Annotated in this window: 18 protein-coding genes; 11 read left to right on the top strand and 7 right to left on the bottom strand. The window is 35.6% G+C overall.

Annotated features, from left to right (window positions below; translation table 11 throughout):
* From UABAM_RS26970 to UABAM_RS26950, 6 genes are all read right to left on the bottom strand, one after another.
* The gene (locus UABAM_RS26970) at window positions 1-2,175 is read right to left on the bottom strand and encodes an ABC transporter ATP-binding protein (RefSeq protein WP_151971097.1); all 2,175 of its coding nucleotides are present in this window, start codon (window positions 2,173-2,175) and stop codon (window positions 1-3) included.
* 53 nt (window positions 2,176-2,228) lie between these two features.
* On the bottom strand, window positions 2,229-2,744 hold the full coding sequence (locus tag UABAM_RS26965; protein WP_151971096.1) for a glycine-rich domain-containing protein: 516 nt from the start codon (window positions 2,742-2,744) through the stop codon (window positions 2,229-2,231).
* 58 nt (window positions 2,745-2,802) lie between these two features.
* Window positions 2,803-2,946: a hypothetical protein gene (locus UABAM_RS33585; protein WP_173013603.1), complete on the bottom strand. Its 144-nt coding sequence runs from the start codon at window positions 2,944-2,946 to the stop codon at window positions 2,803-2,805.
* Between the two features lie 166 nt (window positions 2,947-3,112).
* Window positions 3,113-3,511 carry a hypothetical protein gene (locus tag UABAM_RS26960; RefSeq protein ID WP_151971095.1) on the bottom strand — a complete coding sequence of 133 codons (399 nt, stop codon included), beginning with the start codon at window positions 3,509-3,511 and terminating at the stop codon, window positions 3,113-3,115.
* Window positions 3,512-3,569: 58 nt separating this feature from the next.
* Window positions 3,570-5,807: a copper-transporting P-type ATPase gene (locus UABAM_RS26955; protein WP_173013602.1), complete on the bottom strand. Its 2,238-nt coding sequence runs from the start codon at window positions 5,805-5,807 to the stop codon at window positions 3,570-3,572.
* An 86-nt stretch (window positions 5,808-5,893) separates the two neighbouring features.
* A complete protein-coding gene (locus UABAM_RS26950) occupies window positions 5,894-6,277 on the bottom strand; it encodes a YHS domain-containing protein (protein WP_173013601.1) in 384 nt (127 codons plus the stop codon).
* A gap of 351 nt (window positions 6,278-6,628) precedes the next feature.
* Between UABAM_RS26950 and UABAM_RS26945 the strand changes: the two genes are divergently transcribed.
* Both UABAM_RS26945 and UABAM_RS26940 read left to right on the top strand, forming a co-directional pair.
* Window positions 6,629-7,300 (top strand): hypothetical protein, encoded by a 672-nt coding sequence (locus UABAM_RS26945; RefSeq protein ID WP_151971093.1) that lies wholly within the window; start codon window positions 6,629-6,631, stop codon window positions 7,298-7,300.
* 9 nt (window positions 7,301-7,309) lie between these two features.
* Window positions 7,310-8,041 carry a DUF2231 domain-containing protein gene (locus tag UABAM_RS26940; RefSeq protein WP_151971092.1) on the top strand — a complete coding sequence of 244 codons (732 nt, stop codon included), beginning with the start codon at window positions 7,310-7,312 and terminating at the stop codon, window positions 8,039-8,041.
* 135 nt (window positions 8,042-8,176) lie between these two features.
* On the opposite strand, the gene UABAM_RS26935 is transcribed toward UABAM_RS26940, so the two are convergent.
* Complete coding sequence (locus tag UABAM_RS26935) at window positions 8,177-9,514, bottom strand: sigma-54-dependent transcriptional regulator (protein ID WP_151971091.1); 1,338 nt, start codon at window positions 9,512-9,514, stop codon at window positions 8,177-8,179.
* A gap of 76 nt (window positions 9,515-9,590) precedes the next feature.
* Here UABAM_RS26935 and UABAM_RS26930 point away from each other — a divergent pair, with 76 nt between their 5' ends.
* The 9 genes from UABAM_RS26930 (at window position 9,591) to UABAM_RS26890 (ending at window position 23,225) form a co-directional block, all read left to right on the top strand.
* The gene (locus UABAM_RS26930) at window positions 9,591-11,414 is read left to right on the top strand and encodes an ATP-binding protein (RefSeq protein WP_151971090.1); all 1,824 of its coding nucleotides are present in this window, start codon (window positions 9,591-9,593) and stop codon (window positions 11,412-11,414) included.
* A complete protein-coding gene (locus tag UABAM_RS26925; protein ID WP_151971089.1) occupies window positions 11,411-12,058 on the top strand; it encodes a class I SAM-dependent methyltransferase in 648 nt (215 codons plus the stop codon). The genes UABAM_RS26930 and UABAM_RS26925 overlap by 4 nt, the downstream gene beginning before the upstream one ends.
* A gap of 13 nt (window positions 12,059-12,071) precedes the next feature.
* Window positions 12,072-12,752: an ion channel gene (locus UABAM_RS26920; protein ID WP_173013600.1), complete on the top strand. Its 681-nt coding sequence runs from the start codon at window positions 12,072-12,074 to the stop codon at window positions 12,750-12,752.
* 316 nt (window positions 12,753-13,068) lie between these two features.
* Window positions 13,069-13,446 carry a hypothetical protein gene (locus UABAM_RS26915; RefSeq protein WP_151971087.1) on the top strand — a complete coding sequence of 126 codons (378 nt, stop codon included), beginning with the start codon at window positions 13,069-13,071 and terminating at the stop codon, window positions 13,444-13,446.
* 105 nt (window positions 13,447-13,551) lie between these two features.
* A complete protein-coding gene (locus tag UABAM_RS26910; RefSeq protein ID WP_151971086.1) occupies window positions 13,552-16,098 on the top strand; it encodes an efflux RND transporter periplasmic adaptor subunit in 2,547 nt (848 codons plus the stop codon).
* Window positions 16,099-16,100: 2 nt separating this feature from the next.
* Window positions 16,101-19,862, top strand: coding sequence for an efflux RND transporter permease subunit (locus UABAM_RS26905; RefSeq protein ID WP_151971085.1), 3,762 nt, complete (start codon window positions 16,101-16,103; stop codon window positions 19,860-19,862).
* Window positions 19,855-20,340, top strand: a complete 486-nt coding sequence (locus tag UABAM_RS26900; RefSeq protein WP_151971084.1) for an FHA domain-containing protein — start codon at window positions 19,855-19,857, stop codon at window positions 20,338-20,340. Before UABAM_RS26905 ends, UABAM_RS26900 begins: the two co-directional genes overlap by 8 nt.
* Window positions 20,341-20,349: 9 nt before the next feature.
* Window positions 20,350-21,753 carry a TolC family protein gene (locus tag UABAM_RS26895; RefSeq protein WP_151971083.1) on the top strand — a complete coding sequence of 468 codons (1,404 nt, stop codon included), beginning with the start codon at window positions 20,350-20,352 and terminating at the stop codon, window positions 21,751-21,753.
* Window positions 21,754-21,755: 2 nt separating this feature from the next.
* Window positions 21,756-23,225, top strand: a complete 1,470-nt coding sequence (locus tag UABAM_RS26890; protein ID WP_173013599.1) for a TolC family protein — start codon at window positions 21,756-21,758, stop codon at window positions 23,223-23,225.
* Window positions 23,226-23,350 lie beyond the last annotated feature (125 nt).

Raw genomic sequence — 23,350 nt, 5'->3', positions numbered from 1 at the left:
TCAACCTCTTATGAAATTTGTTTTACTTCGTAATTGATTATTCTCTTCTTGAGCCTTAACCAAACTTGCATATCGTCCTTGTGTTTTTATTAGTTCTTCGTGAGAGCCTTTTTCGACTATTTTGCCATCATCTATAACGAATAGTCGGCTGGCGTGGCGCAAAGTGGCAAGACGATGGGCTATTGCTATAGTCGTACGTCCTTTTACCAAATTGGCAATAGCTTCTTGAATCGATTTTTCGGTTTGGCTATCCACCGATGAAGTTGCTTCATCAAAAATAAGTATAGGTGGATCATGAAGTATTGCTCTTGCAATGGCAATACGTTGTTTCTCTCCTCCAGATAAACGACTTCCTTTTTCTCCAATTAGTGTATCGTAACCATTTTCTTTATTGACAATAAAGTCATGAGCATTTGCTGCTTTTGCTGCACGCACTACATCTTGAAAAGATGCTTGCGGGCGACTACAGCGTATATTTTCGAAAATCGAAGAGTTGAACAAAAAAGATTCTTGTGGAACAATTCCCAGACTTTGGCGAAGTTGCTCAATATTTATTTGCTGCAGGTCGTTTCCATCAATAATAACTTGCCCAGAGTCTATTTTGTATAAATGACATATGAGATTCATAATGGTACTTTTTCCTGCTCCTGACTTTCCAACTAAACCGATCATTTCCCCAGGCATGATGTGAAATGAGATTCCTTTTATTACTTCTTGTCCCTTATCATAACTAAAACGCACATCTCTAAAACAAATTTCACCTTGCACTTTTGGCAGGTAAGTATTGTCTTCGACTTTATAAGTTTCTTGTTCCTCATCTAATATCGAAAATATTCGTTCAGCGCTGGCAAAAGCGTTTGTCGAAGAATTCATAATGGAAGTGAACCACTGTAATGGTCCATAGAAAAGCCAGATATAACCAATGAAGGCTAGCAAATCCCCCAATGTTAAAGAAGGGTCTCCAGCAACAATACGTTCCGTCCCAAAAAGCCAAACTGCGGTTACCCCCAAGGACATAATCCAAAACATTGTTTCGTTAAAACCTGCGAAGGTATAATTTATCTGACATCGAATGGAAAAAAACTTTTCATTGTCCGTTTTGAATTGTTTGTTTCGCCGCTTTTCAAGGCTAAAAGATTTGACCACTTTAACTCCATAGATTGATTCGTTTAGTAAGGAATATAAAGCACTAATTCGAGTATTACTTTTATGAAATAAAGGAACAAGGCGATTCCAAAACCAACGTCCTCCTCCTATCAAAAAGGGAACAGGTAAACAAACTAACAAAGCTAGTTGGTAATCAATACTAATGAGAATTATGGCAATTGCCACAAATGATAAAGAATTGACCAAGAGATAGGGAACACCATTTATTAAAAATCGCTGTAGTTGTCCAGTATCATTCATCACACGGCCTATAATCTCTCCTGATTCACGGTGATGGTAAAAACGCATTTGTACACGTTGTAATACATAGTGAAGTTGTGCACGTAAGTCAGCAGCTAATCTGGCACTTAACCATGAGGTCAAGCAACTAGAAACCAGCTTAGAAAGTAGTAATAAAATACCACAGCCAAGCATTAGTAAGATATAAAAATGTAATAAGTTTACATTTGTCCCACTTATACAATTATCAATGATTAATTTACTAATGTATGGTGGCCCCATTTGCGCAGCAACAGTAAAAACTGTAGCAAGTATCAAACAGACAATTTTACCTTTGTAAGGTTTTGTTAAAGCCAGTAGGCGTAAAAAAATATGAGTTTTTTTTAGGCACTGGCTGCACTTGATTTTGCGATCAAGAAGAGGAGTTTGACATTTAGGACAGTACAAAGAAAAAATTTGCTTTATCTGCCAGACATTTGTCGCTAAAAAACGATTGAATGCTTTTTTAAATTCTGCAAATTCGGAGACATAAGCTCGTGAATAGTAGACTAATGGTATTTCTTTTTCATTGGTTACAGCAACCAGGCATGAGTGAGCAAAAAGTTCTTCTATTTTTATGCTTTCGATATTTTTTAAGGAGACCTGTAACGTTTTGTGTTGTTCGCCAACAATAAGGTGTTCTCTTGTAAGAATAAGGTAAGTTGTTTGATATTCTTTATTAATATTTAAATCGCTGGCTTGAAAAAATATTACTTGTTCTTTTTGCAAACCATATGCTTTGTAATTCATTGCGAAATTCTCATAGAAATGCAAATAAGAAAATGGAGAAACTCTCCATTTTTCTATTTGCGAATGCTTTTTATATATTCAGGGGTGTACTTATCAAGATAATCAGAAAACCATTTGATTAACGTTTCTTCTCCCATGTGGTCGTATATAAAGCTGTACATTTCTTTATACTCTTCTTTTTTCTCTGCCATTACACCTTCATAATTTTCTTGTAAACGATCGTGCATTTTGTCTTTTTCATATTTTGTTGTAGGTTGGTGATGAATGTAATGTCCAAAATGCCGTTTACAGTAGTCAAAGTATTCCCTGGTAAAAAGTATAAATGTATGCCACATTTCATCTAAAATAATCATTGATTGAGTAATGACCATCTTTGGTGAACCAGGGTTTTGTATGGAGTATGCACATAGCCACAACCACTTTTTGGTTTCATGAAAAATATCTTCGCATTCTGCGAATGGCAAGTCAAAGTTTTCCATAAATTTGTATACAATTATATCGTTTTTGTAAGCTAAAGCTTCTTCAATAGAACATAACTTGTTTTGTTTTTGTTGTTCAGTCGTTTTCACTTTTACTCTTCCTAAAGAAAACACCTGCAAATTATTTTATTTGCAGGTGTTTAGTTTGTTAGCCAGCCTGGCAGTTTCCACTGCTACATTGACCATTACAACTTCCACCACTACATTCACCATTGCAGCTTCCATTGCAGTTTTCTCTGACTTTGTTTAGGTTTTTTTCAACAAGGTTTTCAATTAATTGCATTTTGTTCATAAAATTTCTCCTTTATTTTGAGATAAATTTTGTTGTAGTAACTATTATAGGTAAAAAAAACACATCCGTCAATTTAGATGCTTACCTTTACAAAGGTTTCCAAATATTCTAATAAAAGATTAGCAATGCAAAATAAAACAAGACAAAATACTTTTGCGAGTACAATCTAACGAGATTTTTTATCGCTTAAAAATTTATTTAAGAAATCAGTAACATCCTTAAACGCAGGATCTTGTATAACATCTTCTATAAAATTTTTACCTTCATTCTCATCATAGTGTACTTCCAGTACAAAATGTAGGCTCTCAACTCCTGATGTATTTTTACCTATTTTAGTCTTAGCCTTTTCTGCAGCTAAATCTAAATTATTGCTAGTAATGCAAGAACATTGTTCAACAACTCCATCGACACCACAGAAATCTTCAAAAGTACTTTCCACAAAAATGTTATTCACTAAACAATTGTGAGTAACGCTGTTTTCTCCTGTGACTATTCCGTATTTATTAGAATTTTTTAATTGTACTCTGATCGTACTTCCTATAGGAAATTTAGGCTTAGATCGCATTATAAACTCCAATTATGTACAAGATAAACGAGATCACAAATTACCAGGAGTAGCAACTTTAAAACTTTAGCTTCTTCAATCTAAGAGAATTTAAAATAACAGATACAGAGCTCAAACTCATTGCGGCTCCTGCAATCATAGGATTTAATAGCCAGCCAGTTATAGGGTAAAATATTCCAGCCGCTATAGGAATTCCCATTACATTGTAAGCAAAAGCAAAAAATAGATTTTGGCGGATGTTGTTCATAACCGCTTTACTCAATGTTAGTGATTTCGCTACGCCATGTAGGTCTCCCTTAACAAGGGTAATCCCCGCACTTTCGATTGCTACATCTGTCCCTGTTCCCATTGCGATTCCGATTTCTGCTTCAGCTAAAGCTGGTGCATCATTAATTCCATCTCCGGCCATCATTACAACGGCTCCTTTGTTTTTTAAATCACTTATGTTTTTTAAATCACTTACAATCTTCTGTTTGTCTAAAGGAGTCAATTCTGCCTGGACTTCATCTATTTGTAGCTCTTTGGCAACAGCCATTGCTGTATTTTCATTATCTCCTGTAAGCATGATAACCTTCAATCCCATTCTATGAATCTTTTTTATTGCTTTAGGAGTTGTTTCTTTTATAGGGTCGGCAATGGCAAAAATTCCCATCGTTTGTTTTTTGTAAGCAATCCAGACAACCGTTTGAGCTTTGCCTCTTAGTTTATCTGCCTGTTTTTTAAGTTCTTCATTGATAGGAGCTATTTCTTTAATAAACTTTTCTTTTCCTAAAAATACATCTTCGCCACCTATTTTACCTTGAACGCCTTTACCTGTTAGCGACTGAAAGTTTTCTACTGATCGCAACTCAAAATTTAGGCCTTTTGCATAATCAACAATAGAACGCGCAAGAGGATGCTCACTACTTTGTTCAAGAGAAGCAGCCAAAATAATCATTTCTTTTTTATGCTGTTCTTCGAGAACAACACAAGAAGTAACAACAGGTTTTCCTGCTGTTAAAGTTCCTGTTTTATCTGTGAGCAAATGGGTAATTTTTTCTGCTTTTTCAATGACTTGTGCATTTTTAATCAGAATACCCGACTGAGCTCCTTTGCCGATACCAACCATTATTGACATTGGGGTTGCCAAGCCAAGAGCACATGGACAGGCAATAATTAGTACTGAAATAGCATTAACCATAGCATATGATAGTGATCCAAGGATAAACCAAATCAAGAAGGAGATAATCGCACATAATATGACAAAAGGGACAAAGTAGGCTGATACCTTATCCACCAATGATTGAATGGGAGCCTTACTCCGCTGAGCCTCAGCAACCATTTTTACGATTTGAGATAAAAGCGTTTCTGAACCTATTTTTGTCGCTTGCATGACAAACGTTCCTGTTTGATTTACTGTCGCTCCAATAACAGGATCTCCTATTTTTTTTGCAACAGCCACTGGTTCGCCAGAAATCATCGACTCGTCAATGGTACTTTGTCCCTCTATAATTTGACCATCTACAGGTATTTTTTCACCTGGTCGAACACGTAACAAATCGCCTTGTTGAATCTCATCAATTTTTACCTCTTGTTCTTCATCATCTACAATTCTATGAGCCGTTTTTGCAGCGAGGCTTAATAACGATTTTATTGCTTCTCCTGTACCTTTGCGAGCCTTTGCTTCCAAAAGTTGCCCCAGAATCACTAAAACTGTAATTACAGCTGCTGCTTCAAAGTATAGCCCGATAGCTCCATGATGTTTTAACTCGTCGGGAAAAATGTGAGGAAATAGAGAGGCAATAACGCTGTAACAATACGCTGACATCACTCCTATTGTGACTAAAGTAAACATGTTAGGACTGCGATTGATGATAGATTTCCATGCTCTTTTAAAAAAAATATTACCAACCCAGAAAACCACTGGTGTTGAGAGTAAAAGTTGTAGCCATTTAGAGGTCTCGTTAGAAATTAGTGCTTCAACGTTAACTCCTGGAACCATTTCTCCCATAGCCAGAAAAAAGACCGGTAGCGTCAAAATCAAGCCCCACCAGAATTTACGCGATAATATCCTCACTTCGTGGTTTTCTTCGCTATCCAATAGCGTTTTTGTCTCCAAAGCCATTCCACATTTAGGGCAATCACCAGGTACATCTTGTTCAACTTCTGGATGCATTGGACAAGTGTATGAGGCCTTAGAAACGTTTGCAACTTCTAATGACATACCACATATCGAACAATCATCAGGAAAATTAGAGCCGATTTCTGGGTGCATTGGACATATATATTTGAACGTACTTTGTGGATTTTTTTCCATCTCTTGCCTTTTCCCTTCTAAAAAATTCTTAGATTACTCAACTTTTAATTGCCCAATCCCCGACTTTATTTTCCACACTAAACTATTTAGTGATCGTGGCCTGAGTGGTCATGGCCATGTTCATGGTTTGAATGATCATGCTTGGAGTCATTGTCTGGTTTTTTTCCCGATGAGTATGAGATCAGTGCTTCGTGATATTCCTCTGGATTATCATTGAATTTTTTAACACATTTAGAGCAACAAAAACGCACCAATTTTCCTTGGTACATTGTACTTCCACCATCTTCTTTTACTTTACCTTCCATTACAGGACAATGGGTATTGTTCCATTCTACAACTTCATTACTTATGTTTTCTTCGTTTATTGTAGTGTTGTCTGATATTTCTGTAGTACCGCTATTTTGCCCTCCATTACACGAAACTAAAATAAAAATGCAGGATGTAGATAGTAAGATAATTAAAGTTTTCATAATCATGTCCTTAAAAGTTATTAAAGTATTCAAAACTCTAAGGTTGGTGTAAGCAAATGTTATGCCATAACTCTTGCTAAAAAGTCTCAGAGCAAAAACATCAGGAAACTCAAAGGAAAAGTAAATTTTTTATTGTTAAAGGCAAAACTTACATAAAAATCAAGTGGAAAGAAACTTTCCATCAGTGGTGAAAAGAAACTTTCCACTTTAATAGAGGAGGTACTACCACTAAAAATAGACGATACTCTCTATGTACTTTAAAATATAGCTTTATGGAAATCGTTTTATATTGGTATGTTTATTGCGTATGTTGGTTTTACATTCGTAAATTTTTTAGAAAGGTTAATAATCATGTTGAACAAAAACATACTATTTATATGTGCAATTTTTCTCATTGGTGGTCTATTTGCAGAAGGAGATGCTTATCCTCTTAGTCACTGTATTGTTACAGGAAAAGATATTTCTCACATAAAAAGACCGATCTCGTACAACTACAAAGGAAATGACTTCAAATTCTTTAATATGAAAGCGCTAAAAAAATTTAAAAGAAGTGTGCGCAAATACATGCATAAGATGAATGAACAAATTATAAAACAACAATTAGCGCATTACCCAATGAATAAATGTGTGGTAAGTGGAGAATTATTGGATAACCACTCTATCAATATAGTTCATAAAAACCGCCTTGTACGTTTGTGTTGTAAAGGATGTGTTAAAGACTTCAAGAAAAAAGCAAAGTCATATATCACAGAGCTAGACAATATCGTTATTCATCACCAAAAACCACACTATTCTCTTACACATTGTGTTGTTATGGACGACGAAGCTCTTGGAGGTGCGATGGGAGAACCTATTGATTTTGTCCACGCTAATCATCTAATAAGATTTTGTTGCGATGGATGCATTAAAAAATTTCGCCGCAATCCATCTAAATTCATGAAAAAAATTCAACACAACCACCAAAACAAAGAAAAGCACCATAAACAAAACGGCCACAACCACAATCATAAACACGATCATTAGGAGAAAATAATGTCTCGAATGTCTGTTGCTATGCTATTCCTATTGACTTTTTCATTAACAATTTATGGAGATGTGGAAGTAAACTCAATGTGCCCTGTAATGCCAGATGAAGAGATAGATAAAGCTATATTTACTGATTATCAGAATAAAAAAGTGTACTTATGTTGTAAAAGATGCCTTAAAAAATTTTTAAAGACCCCAGATACATATGTAAAAAACCTTCCTCAATTTATACATAAAAACAAAGTCACCAAACATGGGAATCATCAACATGAAAACCATCAACATGGGAGTCAGCAAAAGCACTTTAATTTTCTTCACTTTATGAGTAAATTTCATCCACCTAGTACGCATTTTCCTATTGCACTGATACTCTCAGCTATGTTTTTTGAAGTATTATTTTGGTGGAAAAAAAAGTCTATTTTTCAAGAGATGGCAAGAATAATGGTGTTAATGGCAGCATTGATGAGTGTTGTAACTGTTGTGCTAGGCTGGTTTGCTGGAACATTCTCTAGTTATCCGGGAGAGCTGGGTTCAGTGCTAGAAGTACATCGTTGGTTAGGGACATCAACAGGTATCTTCATAATAATAACTAGCATTTTTTCAGAGTTGTATCACCGCAAAAAAGAAAACAGGTACAAAGTAATTTATAAATTCTCTCTATGTATTAGTTCCATGTTAGTTATTGCTACTGGTCACTTTGGTGGGACTTTGATCTACGGCCTAAATTATTATGGATAGGTTTTAATAACTTATGCTAGAAGTTTGTACTGTGCTCCTGGTCGTAATCGGGATCATAACACGCGATTACGACTACACTTTAAGTAGACTCCAGATTTAAAATAGTTTTGGAAGAATTGATATTGTGCTAGTCTTCTATTTTAATCGATCTATTGCTATTTGGTATTCATTAATCTTTTTTCTTAAAGTTGGACGGGAAATTCCTAAAATACCACAGGCATGGCTTATATTACCACTTGTATGCCGTAGAACCTTAAGGATGTGCTTCTTTTCTATTTGTGCTAGAGACAGTAATTCTTTTGTTTGAGATTTTGGCACATGTGCTGCAAATAAATTCTTTGGTAAAACAAGTACTTCACTTGAAGACAATAAAGCAGAACGAACTAAAACGTTTTCAAGTTCTCTTATGTTACCTGGCCATGAGTAACTTTGCAGTTCATGCAAAACGTTTTCAGGTATTTTTTGTATTTTTTTATGTAATTTGTGGTTTGTTTTTAAAACAAGATACTCTACTAACTCAGGAATATCTTCTATGCGTTCACGTAAAGGGGGAATATGTATTTCTTCTGTACATAAACGAAAATAAAGGTCTTCGCGAAAAGAACCTTCTTTCATCATGTTTTGTAAGTTTCTATTCGTTGCACTAAGTATACGAGCTTTAAAGCGAATTTTTTTATTACCACCGACGCTCTCAAATTCTTGTTCTTGAATAACTCGTAGTAACTTTACTTGCAGGTCGACAGGAAGCTCTCCGATTTCATCGAGAAATAGTGTTCCCTCTTTGGCTAGTTCTAAACGACCGATACGCTTTTCAATGGCATGAGTAAACGCTCCCTTTTCATGTCCAAAAAGCTCGCTTTCTATCAAGTGTGGCGACAACGCAGAACAGTTAACAGCAATAAAAGGTTCCTCAGGTGAAGAGTATAGGTGAATTGTTTGCGCAACAAGTTCTTTCCCTGTACCACTTTCCCCAGTGATTAGGACATTTACTTTTCCCTGGCTAACAGTACCGATCTTCTTTAGGATATTAGTAATTTCTTTACTACGACCTATTATTCTACCTTTTTGAAGTAAGTCGTTAGAGCTATCTATATCGCGCAAAGATTTTTGTTGAATAATTTGACTTTGTACACGAGTAATAGCTATTTCTATTTCATCAATATCTAAAGGTTTTTTGATATAATCAGTTGCTCCCATTCGCATCGCGCATATTGGGCTTTCCATGTCCGAATGCCCTGTAATCATAATCGTTGCAACAGTATCTCCAGCATTACGTAAACTTTGTAGTAAATCTAAACCACTACCATCTGGTAGTTTTAAGTCTAAAAGCAATAAATCTGGATTAAATCTGGAATACGCTTCTTCAAATTCGCTAACTGTAGCAATTGTTTCTGTTTGATATTTATCTGAAAAATGAAGTTTAAGGGTTTTACGAATACTTTCTTCATCATCTAAAATTAAAATCTTTAACATAATTTCCTCAATATTGCAGATGCAATAATTATCAAAACTTCTGAAGTGTAGTATTTCAAATACTAGGAGACAATCAGTGATAACAAAACGTAAACCAAAAAGTAAAATCGGCAAAAAGCTTTTTTTACTTTTTACAGTTTCTACCCTTGTTCCTCTAGTGATAATGACGGTTCAGGGGTTTCATTGTGCACACCGTGCTGTTCATAATGCCGCAGAAGCACATCTTCTTTCTTGTGTCGAAGCCAAAAAAAACCAAATTAAGAATTGGTTAGAAGAAAGAGAAAGAGAAATTCAATTTTTATCTGAGATTCCGTGTTTACAATCATGTTGTTGTGATGCTGGATACAACGAAAGTGTTTGCAATATACTACGTAACACAATTGAAAGGATGCCTAGTTATGAGAACATTTGCATTTTTGATATATCAGGTAATGTAATACTCCAAGAAGGAAAGAAAAAATATACAAAAAACTTTTCGTTGCCTACAGAGTTTAAAGCGGCTTTGAAAAGTAAATCATCTGTTTTTAGTCCCATTTTTTTTAGCGACAAAGGTATTCCTCAAATTCAAATAGCATATTGGATTCAAGAACCTGATGGACAAAAATCTCAAATTTTATGGGTTCATCTCAATCTGCAAGAGTCCATTAATAAGTTTCTTTCTGAAAAATCATGGCTTGGAAAATCTGGAAATATAATCCTTATCAATAAAAATGGTGAATTGATCGTGCCTAAGAAACAAAAAACAATAACTACAAGCAAGAATATTTTAGAACTTATAAAGGAAAAAAAAGTAGGTACATATCCCAGTCATTACAAAAAAATAGGCGCTTACAACTCCATAGATTCTTTAGACATGATTGTTGTTGCAGAGATGTCTTGGAAAGAAGCAATGTCTGAGTTATTTCCTTTTCTTAAGTTCTCTTTCATAACAGCCGGCATTTCACTAGTTTTTATGTTTTTTATTGCGAGCATGATGTCCAAACGAATAAGTACGCCTCTTTTACAAATGTCCACAGTTGCCCGAAAAGTCGCGGGAGGCGATTTAGAACAAAGAGTATCTAGCAGATATACAAAAAACCAAGATGAAGTTGCTACTTTGGCTTTTGATTTTAATTCAATGGTGGAAGAATTACAAGAAAATCGCCAAAGAATGGAACAAAAGCATAGAGAATTGATCAATGCTTATGAAAACTTAGAGAGAACCAAGTATCAGCTTAACCAAATTGAGTCTTTAGCGGTGATAGGAAAAACAGCGGCAAGTATTGTACATGAAATAAGGAATCCTTTATCATCAGTTAAAATGAATTTACAAATTCTTACTAGAAAGCTACAAGACGACCCTAAATATCATGAACATGGTCATATTGCCTTAACTGAAGTGCAGCATCTTGAAAATGTGTTATCTGAGTTATTAGATTATAGTCGTCCAATAAAGTTAGAACAAGTTGTTACAGATATCGATCATATCATAAAAGAATCTTTACAAAGCATATCAGGAAATATATCTGAAAAAGAAATAGAAATTTGTTGTAACGTAGTTCCAGTAAAGATTTCTATAGACAAAAGACGTTTTAAGCAAGTCTTGTCTAACATTATTTTAAACGCGATCCAAGCATCAAGACCCAAACAGAGAATTACCATAGAAGCTTTTTATAACAAAGAAGAATCAAAAACTATTATTGAAGTAATTGATCAAGGAGAGGGAATATCTTCGGAATACATAGAAGAAGTTTTTGAACCTTTCTTTACAACTCGTGAAAAAGGTACTGGACTTGGTTTGAGCCACGTCAAAAAAATTGTAGAGTTACATAGTGGAACGATAAAAATAGAAAGTAGTAGAGGCGAAGGAACAACAGTTAGAATAGCTCTTCCTATAAACAAAGAGGAGAATACATTTTGAAAAACTCCGAAGAATATATCCCAGCTTTAAAATATAACTTTTTAACACCACTGTATGATTTTTTACTACGCTGGACACTGCGAGAATCTACATTTAAAAGTGCTTTAGTTCGCCAGGCAAACATAAGAGAACAACATCAAATACTAGACATTGGTTGTGGAACCGGAACACTAACACTTCTAACAAAGCAAATGCATCCTCAAAGTCAAATATTTGGTATAGATGGTGATAGCACTATTTTAGAAATTGCAAAAAGGAAATCTATGTCAACTAATATTCAATTTGACAGAGGAATGTGCTACGCCTTACCTTATTCGGATAATTCTTTTGACAGAGCAATTTCTAGCTTGTTATTCCATCATTTAACAACAGATAACAAGAAAAAAACTTTAAAAGAAATATTCCGAATCCTTAAACCAGGTGGAGAGGTGCATATTGCAGATTGGGGAAAAGCACAAGATCCTATTATGAGAACAGCATTTCTTCTTATTCAAATGTTAGACGGCTTTAAAACCACAACTGATAATGTAAAGGGACAACTACTTTGTTTTCTTTCTGAAGCAGATTTCCAAGAAGTAAAAGAAGTAAAGAAATATCGGACCGTTTATGGTACGCTTTCACTTTATAAAGGAGTCAAAACATAGTTTTGAGATAGAGATGAAAAACTCAATAATTTCTAGTTATAAAATTATCAAGAAACAAAGGTTCATTCTTGTTCTATTTTGCCTTTTTATTCTCATATTCGTAATAGCCCCTCTCTCACGGCCAGATTTTATAGGTTGTATTGGTATTGATGCTAGTATTTCAATCTTATTAATTGTAAGTTTATTTTTTGTCACCGAAAAAACTTTTGTACTCGCCTTGCTAGCAACGTTTTCCGTATTATTGATCCGTAGCTTACTTTATATCTTTCCATCGAATTTGTTAGTTATAACAAGTAATACATTAAGTTTTATATTACTCATTGTTGTTACAATGAATATTTTTGTGCTGCTTTCACAGAAAAACAAAACTGATATTGAAACACTAGCAGCAGCAATATCAGTTTATTTAATGATAGGACTAATATTTGGGTTTATCTACGCGACTATGCACCACTTAAATTCTTTATATTTTTCCTTTAAAGAAGAGCCTCTTTTGCATCAATTTTCAGTGTGGCTATACTATAGTTTTGTAACTTTAACAACTTTAGGTTACGGAGATATTGTACCGTTATCTCCTTTTGCAAAAATGCTCTCTTGTCTGGAAGCGATTTTGGGACAAATGTATTTAGCAATTACCATAGCTCATGTTGTGGGGTTAAGGATAAACGCAGGTAGATATAGGGATTCTGGCTAAAAAAATAAGTGTTTATCTCAAAAATTCTAAACGATGATTACTACTGTGATTTTCGTCAATCTCATTAATATTTATGACTTAAGGGTATCATCAATTTAAACTGGAAAGAAACTTTCCACCACTGGAAACATTTTTTCCACTTAAACCTTTTTGTGAATTTAACAAATCTTACACCAAATCGCCCCAATCCTTTATATTTTGAATATCTAAAACAAAACCATTTGAGCTTCTAACTAAATGGAACAAGATTTGCTAGTCTTCCATTAAAGAAATCTAAAAACGAAACTCCAAAAACATTTAAATAAAGGATTGTAATATGAGATTTTTTATAATTTTGGTTATCTGCATACTTATCTCTGTTTCTTGTACAGAAAGTAACAACACCAACTCCGAAAGTACAAATCAAACGGAACAAAACAATACAGAAAACACAAATAGCACAGATACCGCTGAAGTGCCTGAATGGAATAATACTCACTGCCCAGTAATGGAAGGGAAAGTAAAAGAAGATGGTGGAAGCATAATGTATCAAGGTAAGTTGGTTCGCTTTTGTTGTCCGAAATGCATCAAAAAATTTAATGATAATACCGAAAAATATCACGAAACTTTAGTTTCGTATTCGCAAGGTGCAAAATCTAAATCTGAAAATCATGGTGAGCATGATGACGAAGATCATTCTGGGCATAACCACTAGTATATGTCTAAGAAAAAACAGCGTTCTGCAGCTCTTATGCAAAACGCTGTACATTTTGCAAGAACCTAAATAGAGGTAGCTCTTTGTAAAGGAAAAGGGTAGATAATGAGTAATCTATTTAATGATATAAAAAAAGAGCTGGCAAGCATGGTGTCTTCAGCGGTGGGGCTTTCACCGCTTTCTCCTGATGCCAGTGAAGAAGAAAAAAAAATATACCAACAAAAGTTAATGGAGCGCGTAGCTCGTAGAGGTATGTGGAGTACTATTTTATTAATGCCTGTATTCCTGACGCTACTATGGCTAGGAACGTTTCTTGCGCCTGAAAAAAAACATGACCACAGTAAACACAAACAAAAAAACACAAAAAGCAACGAACGAAAAATTAAGTTTTGGACGTGCTCTATGCACCCACAAATTAAATTGCCAAATAACGATGCAAAATGTCCGGTATGTTTTATGGATCTAGTCCCTGTTTATAGCGGTGGAAATGAAGTCGGACCAAATGAACTTAGCTTAACAAAAAATGCTCTAAAACTCGCCAAAGTAAAAGCAGAACCGGTACTATATCGTAGATTAACTCATACTTTGAGAATAGTAGGTAAAGTCGATTATGACGAAACAAAAGTAACAAATATAAACTTGTGGACTCCAGGAAAAAGCAAACTGGATCGTATGTTCATAGACTTCACAGGTGCAAATGTAAAAAAAGGTGCACCACTTGTTGAAGTCTATAGCCCTGATTTAATTGCTGCCCAGGGAGAATATTTGTCCGCTTATGACAGTTATAAAAAACTAGTAGAAGATTCTCATGTGGGAGGACTTGCTGACAATTTACAAGCCTCCAAGCGCAAACTAATAGATTTAGGAATGACAGAGGAACAAATCCATACTCTAGAGAATAAAAAGCAACCACAACAAACAACGATCATTTATTCCCCTGTATCTGGTACTGTTGTGGGAAAACTAGTAAATGAAGGTGAATGGCATGGCCGCGGAATGTCGCTTTATCGTATTGCCGACCTCTCAAAAGTTTGGGTAAAATTAGATGCATATGAGACTGATATTGGACGGGTTCGTAATGGCCAACAAGTTGAGTTTGAAACAGAGGCGTATCCTGGCAAGGTGTTCACAGGAAAAATAGCATTTATTGATCCTTTTTTAAATACAACAACACGTACTGTTCGCTTAAGAGTTAATGTTAACAATCCTGATGGAGAGCTTAAGCCGGGGATGTTTGTAAGAGCTAGTATTAAAGTACGAGTCGCAGAAGAAGGGCAAGTGATTACTCATAAATATACGAAGAAACCTATAAAGATTCGTAGTCGTGTGCTAACAATACCGCACACAGCACCGCTATTCACAGGAAAAAGAGCCGTGGTGTACTTGCAGAAAGAAAAAAAGAAATATGATAGTAGTCTCGGGAAAATGAAAGTAGTCCAAAGGCTATATTATGCTGTCGAAGTGGAATTAGGACCTCGTGTGGGTGACTATTATGTTGTCTTGTCGGGTTTAGAAGAAGGACAAATGGTTGTAAGCCAGGGAGTATATAAGATAGATTCCGCGCTACAAATTATGGCCAAACCAAGTATGATGAATCCTCCGAAAAAACAATTGGCATCAGAAAAAACAAAAACTTCGCAAGAAAATGTACCTCCATATGCAATAGCAAGCTCTAACTACCACAAAAAGATGAAAGATATTGTAGATAGTTATCTCAAATTAACACAGAGTTTGGCGAAGGACAATGTACAAGACGCACACCATTCGCTATTGGCGCTTGAAAAGCATAGTAAAAAAGTATTAGCCGATGGTTTTTCTTTACCACAAATTTCCAATGCTAGAATTACAGAACATGTGACAGCGTTATCTAATTTTTTAGCAAAAATAGACAAAAAAGAAGATGTCAAACTTTTGCGTAAAGAGCTTAAAGGTTTAACACGTATAGTAACAACTTATTTAGAAGATTTTGGCCATGAGTATTCGAAGTCTTTACACCGCATGTATTGTCCTATGACAAAAGGTTATTGGTGGCAGTTTTCTGAAGAACTACAAAATCCATACTTTGGAAAAAAAATGCTACGCTGTGGTAACAAAAAAACAACATTAGATCCGTTGCAAGAAAAACAAATGGGGAAAATTGCGGCGATGTCGGGAAAATATTGGGATAGTAACGCTGCATATCACCAACCAATAAATGAACTCATCACAGCCTACCTCAATATAGGCAATATTATGGCCCAGGATCAGGTACAAGAAATTCACAAACATAAAAAAACTATGGTAAGAGCTCTCGCAAAAATTAATACCAAAACAATGGTTCGTGGATCGCAAACCAGGAAAAAGATAAGGTCACAACTTAGTGCTTTGCGTCAAGTACTTATGGAAATGCACGGCCATGATATTAAGCAGTTGCGGCGAGACTATTTTGATATTTCAAATGCACTTATTGCCTACATAAAAGATTTTGGGCATCTTTACTCTCGTGACTTATACATAGTGCATTGCCCAATGTATCGTTATGACTTAGGTGGATCTTGGATTCAAGACAATAAAAGAGTTAATAATCCATACTTTGGAAGTGAAATGCTGCGTTGTGGAGATATTGAAGGAATTATTCCTACTATCGCAAAATCAAACAAGGAAGGAGAATAGAAATGGTCGAATCGAATAGTGATAAAACGTTTATCGATAAGATTATTTATTTTTTTCTGGCCAACAAACTTGTTGTTTTTCTTCTAGTTACAGCGATTGTAGGCATGGGGTTTTACGTTATGCCTTTTGATCATGGTTTAACCTGGTATCCGTCTGACCCTATTCCCGTAGATGCGATTCCAGATATTGGAGAAAATCAACAAATTGTTTTTACTGAGTGGATGGGAAGAAGTCCACAAGATATAGAGGACCAAATTACCTATCCGTTAAGCGTATCATTACAAGGTGTACCTGGAGTAAAAACAATTCGTAGTTATTCAGCATTTGGATTTTCTACAATCTATATTATTTTCAAAGACAATATTGATTTTTATTGGTCGCGATCGCGAGTTCTTGAACGACTTAGTGTAGCAAGCAAGGAATTACCCTCGGGTGTAGTTCCCAATTTAGGGCCTGATGCGACAGGTTTAGGACAAATTTTCTGGTATACACTAGAGGGACGAGATGAAAAAGGAAATGTTACCGCAGGATGGGAGCCTCAAGAGTTAAGAAGTATCCAAGATTGGTATGTTCGTTATGCTTTACAAGCGACAGAAGGTATCAGTGAAGTATCTTCGGTTGGTGGGTTTGTAAAAGAATATCAAATTGATGTAGATCCAGATGCCATGTGGGCACACAAAATAAAACTGCAAGATATTTTTAAAGCTGTCAAAAAAGCAAACATTGATGTCGGAGCCAAAACTATAGAAAATAATGGTGTTGAATATATTATTCGCGGAATAGGCTTCATTAAGAATACAAAAGATTTAGAAAACACAGTTATTACAACAAGAAATAACGTTCCTATTTACATAAAAAACGTAGCAAAAGTTGTTATGGGACCTGCTTTACGTCGTGGTGCTTTGGATAAAGGAGGTGCAGAAGCTGTTGGAGGAGTAGCCGTGGTACGCTATGGTGAAAATCCTAAAAAAGCCATCGAAAATATAAAAAAGAAAATCGCACAGATTGCCCCAGGACTTCCCAAAAAGACTCTTGCTGATGGAACTGTTAGCCAAGTTACAATTATACCTTTCTATGACCGTACAGTTTTAATTGAAGAGACGTTGGATACATTAAGAATAGCACTAACAGACGAGATTATTATTACTATAGTAGTCATCATCTTATTTTTGATGAATTTAAAAATATCAATGTTAGTTTCCCTCACTTTACCTCTATCGGTTCTGATTACATTTATTTTAATGAGTTACTTTAAAATCGACTCTAACATCATGTCGTTATCAGGAATTGCAATAGCAATTGGCACCATTGTTGACATGGGGGTGATTATGTCGGAAAACATTGTACGTCACTACAATGAAACTCCCAAGGGACAGCGTAATTTGAAAGTGGCTTTTGAATCTTCTTCCGAAGTAGGAAAAGCTATTTTAACAGCTATATCAACAACTATTGTTTCTTTCATTCCCGTTTTTGCCATGCAAGGGCCTGAAGGTAAGTTATTTAAACCTCTGGCGTTCACAAAAACTTTTGCCCTTTTAGGGAGTGTTGTGTGTGCTTTGGCGATTATCCCCGCTTGTTGTCACGTACTGCTAGGTGATTGGAAACTTTCGAAGAAAGCAAAAATATTTCTGATTTACTTTTCTCATATAGTATTTTTGTCTATAGGAGCTGCTGCGGCATATGTTCTGACATGGTGGGTAGGTGTTATTGTTGGTGTGATGACGGTGTATTCATTTATAAAATCGCAAATACCAGAAAAGAGTAAGTATTATCTCGATTTATTTATAAATTTAACCATTGTCGCCATCGCTATTTTTTATATGACAAAAAGTATGGCGCCGCTGGGAAAAAACGCTTCTTTTATAGCAAATTTTATCGTAGTGGCAGGAGGCATATCGTCTTTAATTCTCGCTTTTATGGCATTTATATGGATATATCGTCCCTTACTATCACTGATCTTAAATTTTAAAAAGCTCTTTCTATGTTTTGTAACACTTATCGTTCTCACTGGAATTACCATTGGAATGGGATTTGATCGAACATTTCGCCCCGTTGTCAAAGCACTAAATTTATTTGGAGTATCTGAAGAAACGGTACGCTCAACAGACTTCTGGGTGTGGGGAGTGCATACTTTCCCTGGATTAGGAAAAGAGTTTATGCCTCCACTTGATGAAGGATCTTATTTATATATGCCTGTGGTTATGCCTCATGGATCAATTGGTGAAGCAATGGATGTTCTTAGTCAACAGGACATAAGACTTAGTCAAATTCCAGAAATTGATATTGTTGTCGGTAAAATTGGGCGTGTAGAAAGTTCTCTTGATCCTGCTCCTGTATCAATGATCGAAACTATTATTCAATATAAACCGGAATATACGATTATAAACGGCAAAGAAATCAGACAGTGGCGAGATCACATAAAAACACCTGATGATATATGGAAAGAAATCCTAAAAGCAACTGAAGTGACAGGAGCAACATCTGCACCGAAACTACAGCCCATAGCAGCTCGTATTGTCATGCTCCAATCGGGAATGCGCGCACCTATGGGAATCAAAATTCGCAGATCAAGCAGTGACGACGTTCGTAAAATTTTACAGGAAATGGAACAATTTGGATTCGAACTGGAAAAATTTCTTAAAGAAGTTCCCGGAGTTCAGCCCGCATCTGTTGTTGCTGATCGCGTTGTTGGTAAACCTTATCTTGAATTCCATATTGATCGCGAAAAAATAGCTCGTTATGGGGTAAATATTCGCGATGTTCAAGATGTTATTGAAATTGCAATTGGAGGTATAAAAGCAAGTACAAGTGTTGAAGGCCGTGAACGTTATCCTATTCGTGTTCGTTACAAACGTGAACTAAGAGACTCAATGGATGCCATGGAAAAAATATTGGTACCTACGAGTTCTGGTACACAAATCCCAATTATGCAAGTCGCTGAAATTCGCTATGTACGCGGACCACAAGTAATTAAAAGTGAAGACGGATTTTTAGTCAGCTACGTTCTTTTTGATAAGAGAAAAGGATATGCCGAGGTTAATGTTGTAGAAGCTGCTCAAAAATATTTAAAGGAAAAAGAAGAAAAGAATGAATTAATTCGCCCAGACAGTACAGAGTACAACTTCTCTGGGAGTTATGAAAATCAGGTACGCTCTGAGAAACGTTTGATGATTCTTATTCCAATATGTTTGTTTACCATTTTCATGATTCTATACTTTAATTTTAATAATCTACTGTTGACTATTGTTGTGTTTATGGCGATACCAGTTGCACTTTCTGGTGGATTTATTCTTATCTGGCTTTACGGGCAACCTTGGTTTTTAAATTTTGACATTTTTGGAACCTCTGCAAGAGAAATTTTCAACATCCAACCCTACAATTTATCGGTTGCTGTTTGGGTAGGTTTTATTGCCGTTTTTGGTATCGCTTCGGACGACGCTGTTGTAACGGCAACATACTTAGAGCAAACATTTAAAAAACGAAAAATTACCTCTGTGGTAGATATTCGTATAGCTACTGTTGATGCTGGAGCAAAACGAATCCGCCCATGCTTGATGACTACAGCAACAACAATATTAGCATTAATGCCTGTTCTTATGAGTTCAGGAAGAGGTTCCGATGTAATGATTCCCATGTCTCTTCCAAGTGTTGGTGGAATGCTATTTGCTTTAGTGACGCTATTTGTTGTACCAGTCTGCTACTGTGGAATCAAAGAAATCGTATGGAAATTTAAGCTGGACGCTGAAGGAGAAGAAGATGAATAACGTTTATCTTGTTTATCATAATGCCGGAAAAGAGTACCTGCTTAAAGAAACTGAAGACAATATTATTGGGCGCGGTATTGAAGGTGAAAGTCCTATTGCCGCCATCGTTCTACCGCATCCATCAATATCCAGGCAACATGCTAATATTAAGTTTTGTAAAGAAACTAAGCGTTGGCTATTTCACAATTTAAGCCGTAATCCTTCTCAAGTTTCAGGAAAATCTATTTCCGAAAAAAAAGAACTCAAGCATGGAGATCAAATCAATATTGGGCCATTTAGCTTTTCTTTTTTTGAAAAGTCTTTAGCTCTTGATGATACCATGGAGTTACCTATGATGAAGCCACCAAGGGAAGGATCATTTGCTAGTAATTGGGAGGATAATGAAAAAACTCCTTTGGGCTCAACAATCGAAGCAGTCGTTATGGTTTTTTTCATACTTCTGTCACTGTTTATCTTTTTTTATTGTTTTGTGTGGTAGAGGTCCACTATGAATAACATGTATATCAAGTTTTTATCTGTCCTTTGTACACTTTGCATTGCAAGTTGTTCTACAGTAGATGTAGATGATGACACCGCTGAAATTTTTGCAACTATTGGCGAACCACTAGCGGTTTCTCAACAAAAAAATGAGACAGATATGAAAACGCAAAAAAGTTCTAAAGGTCCGGTGACATTAAACTCACTTATCAAGTTGGCATTAGAGAATAACCCGCAAATACAATCAGCTCGTCATAAATGGAGGGCTACAGCGGAAAAATATCCTCAGGCAATATCATTGCCTGATCCAATGTTAACATATACTTTCTTTTTGAAAGAACCAGAAACACGTGTAGGACCGCAAAGGCATAAAGTCACTATCATGCAGAACATACCTTTCCCAAAAAAACTACATCTTAAGGGGGAATTGGTAAAGGACGATACGCAAATAGCACGTTTAGCTTATGAGCGTACAATTCGCGATGTTGTGGCTAAGGTACAAAAACATTTTTATGAATTAGTTTATATCGAGAAAGCAATTGAAATTACGAAAAAAAACGAAGATTTAGTTGCGCAATTGGTAAAGGTTGCTGCTGTCGAAAATACTTCAGGGAAAGCACCTTTACCTGACTTGATGAAAGCTCAATCCCAACTAGCACAGTTGGGCTATGATTGTATTCGGCTGCAGGAATTGCGTGAAGTAGAAATAGGTCAACTAAACGCTTTTTTGAATCTCAATCCGCAAAATATTATACAGCTACAAAACCTTATTTTTATGGAAGCGGAAGAACTAAAGCAATTTGAAGTTTTCTATCAGTATGCTCTGAAGAATAACCAGGAAATTTTGGCAGCAACTGTAGCTATTAACAAAGCCGATCATAAACTAGCTCTTGCTTTTACTGAGTACTTTCCTGATTTTTCGGTTGGCGCATCATGGACGCAAGTAGATAGAACACTTTCTGGATTTAATTTTGATTTTGACGATGATGGTCAGGACATTTATGGCATTACCTTTGGCGTTAACCTTCCAATATGGATACCTAAACGCAATGCTCGTGTACGTGAATCACGACATAATATTCAGGATGCCAAGCAAACCAAAAAAAATATAGAAAACCAGCTCGCAGCAGAATTAAAAAAAGTGTATTACAAAGTCAGCAATTATGTGCGTTTGACAAAACTTTATAACGATAGGTTGTTACCAGAGGCAGAGAATTCGATAGAAATTGCCGAAAATTGGTATCGAGATGGCGAAAAAAGCCTTCTTAGTGTTTTGGAAAGCCAAAGTGTGTGGCTTAATTTTTCGTTGTCATTAGCTCGTGCTCAAAGTGACTATGCCCAGGGCATTGTTACATTATCGCAATTATGTGGTGGATCACTTCCTTCAGAAATCACTACAAGAGAGGAGAAATAAAGATGAATATTTACTATGTACCGAGTTTATTGTTTTTATTACTTCTCACTGGTTGTTGGAGCTACAAACCAAAAGTTCATTTGAGTAAACCTCCAGTTATAAAACCTCTTGTACAGCCACAAACTTCTAGGATCAATACGGAAGAACATATAAAAAATCGTTGGCATGAGTCGTTGAAAAGAGATAATGAACAGCAAGTAATTCTATATGATTTTACTTCGCCCTTAGCAAAAAAATACAGATCTTTTGCCGATGCTCCTGAAGATAAACTATCTCAACAGTTGTCTTTAGAGCTTTTAATCTGTCTTGCATACGAACGTAACTCAAGTATTAAAGATATCAAAAAGAAAGTAGAATCAGTAAAACAAAGATATCCACAAACATTCTTTTTACAAAATCTACTCGCGCAATACTCTTCGTTTACGAGAACCATAAATACAAAAGTAGGTATGCAGACACAAAGTCCTACAGTTGATATGAGCACACCTCAACCAGCCAGATCGAGCATCATGGGAGAGATTATTAACACAGAAGTAAAGATGGTAGAGTTAGAATATACCATTGTACTGCGAGATTTAATTAACAGAATAACAAAAGACTATGCCGATTTGATCTATGCAGAAGAAAGTCTGCATATCCAACAAGAACACGAACAAATAGTTTCCGCTTTGGAAAATACAGCCAGAGATAAATTTCGTGCAGGACTAACTGGTTATGCTGATGTTTTAAAATTACAGATTTTAAAAGCTAATATCCAGGAAGATACAAAAACATACGAAGAAAGATTGAAAACGGTAAAAGTAAGTATCCTTACCACGTTAGAACTGCCAACAAATTCAAATTTAGGTGCGCCCTCAAAAAGAAATATCCATAAACTACAAGTAGACCTCAATAAACTATACGAAAAAGGTTTGTACAACCGACAAGAAATTCAAATGATCGCCTTAAAAAGCCAAAAACTACAACAAGTCATTTCTCTCGCAAAGGATAAACTATATCCCGATTTCACTACTGGCTTAAGTTATTTTGAAAATAGAAACAAAGAACGCGTTGGAGCAGGAAGACAAAAAGAATCATTCTCTGATCGCATTGACAATATGCCGCGATTTGATTTTGCACAAAGAGATAGTTATATACAAGAAATGGTCGTTAAAAATACTGCAATACAAGAACAGTTAAAAGATACCAAGCAAAAAACGATTCATAAAATTCGCGATTTATACTTCAAAATAGATACAAGTTGGCGTCAGATTATCCTACACGAAAAGAAGCTAATCCCTCTTGCAAAAGAAGCACTCAAAGTAACACGTGTCTCCTACCAAGCTGGAAAAAAAGTAGATTTTTTAGATGTATTAGACACAGAAAGAACACTACTCGACCTTTCTTTAATGTTAGTAAAGTTCAAGAAAGAATACCAATGGCATGTGGCTGATTTGCAAAAAACTATGGGACTTTTTGAAATTAATAATTAAAAGTATTACAAATTCTTTGAAACGGTCCAAATTTGGTTATATTAATGAAAAGAAGTCTCAAACCCGAATTTTACTGTAAAGCCTTAGTTAGTAACGATTTATAATTCGGGCAAGATAAGTCTCAC

This window comes from Candidatus Uabimicrobium amorphum (assembly GCF_009002475.1).
Lineage (GTDB): Bacteria > Planctomycetota > Uabimicrobiia > Uabimicrobiales > Uabimicrobiaceae > Uabimicrobium > Uabimicrobium amorphum.
This window is presented reverse-complemented; position numbering and strand designations above follow the sequence as displayed.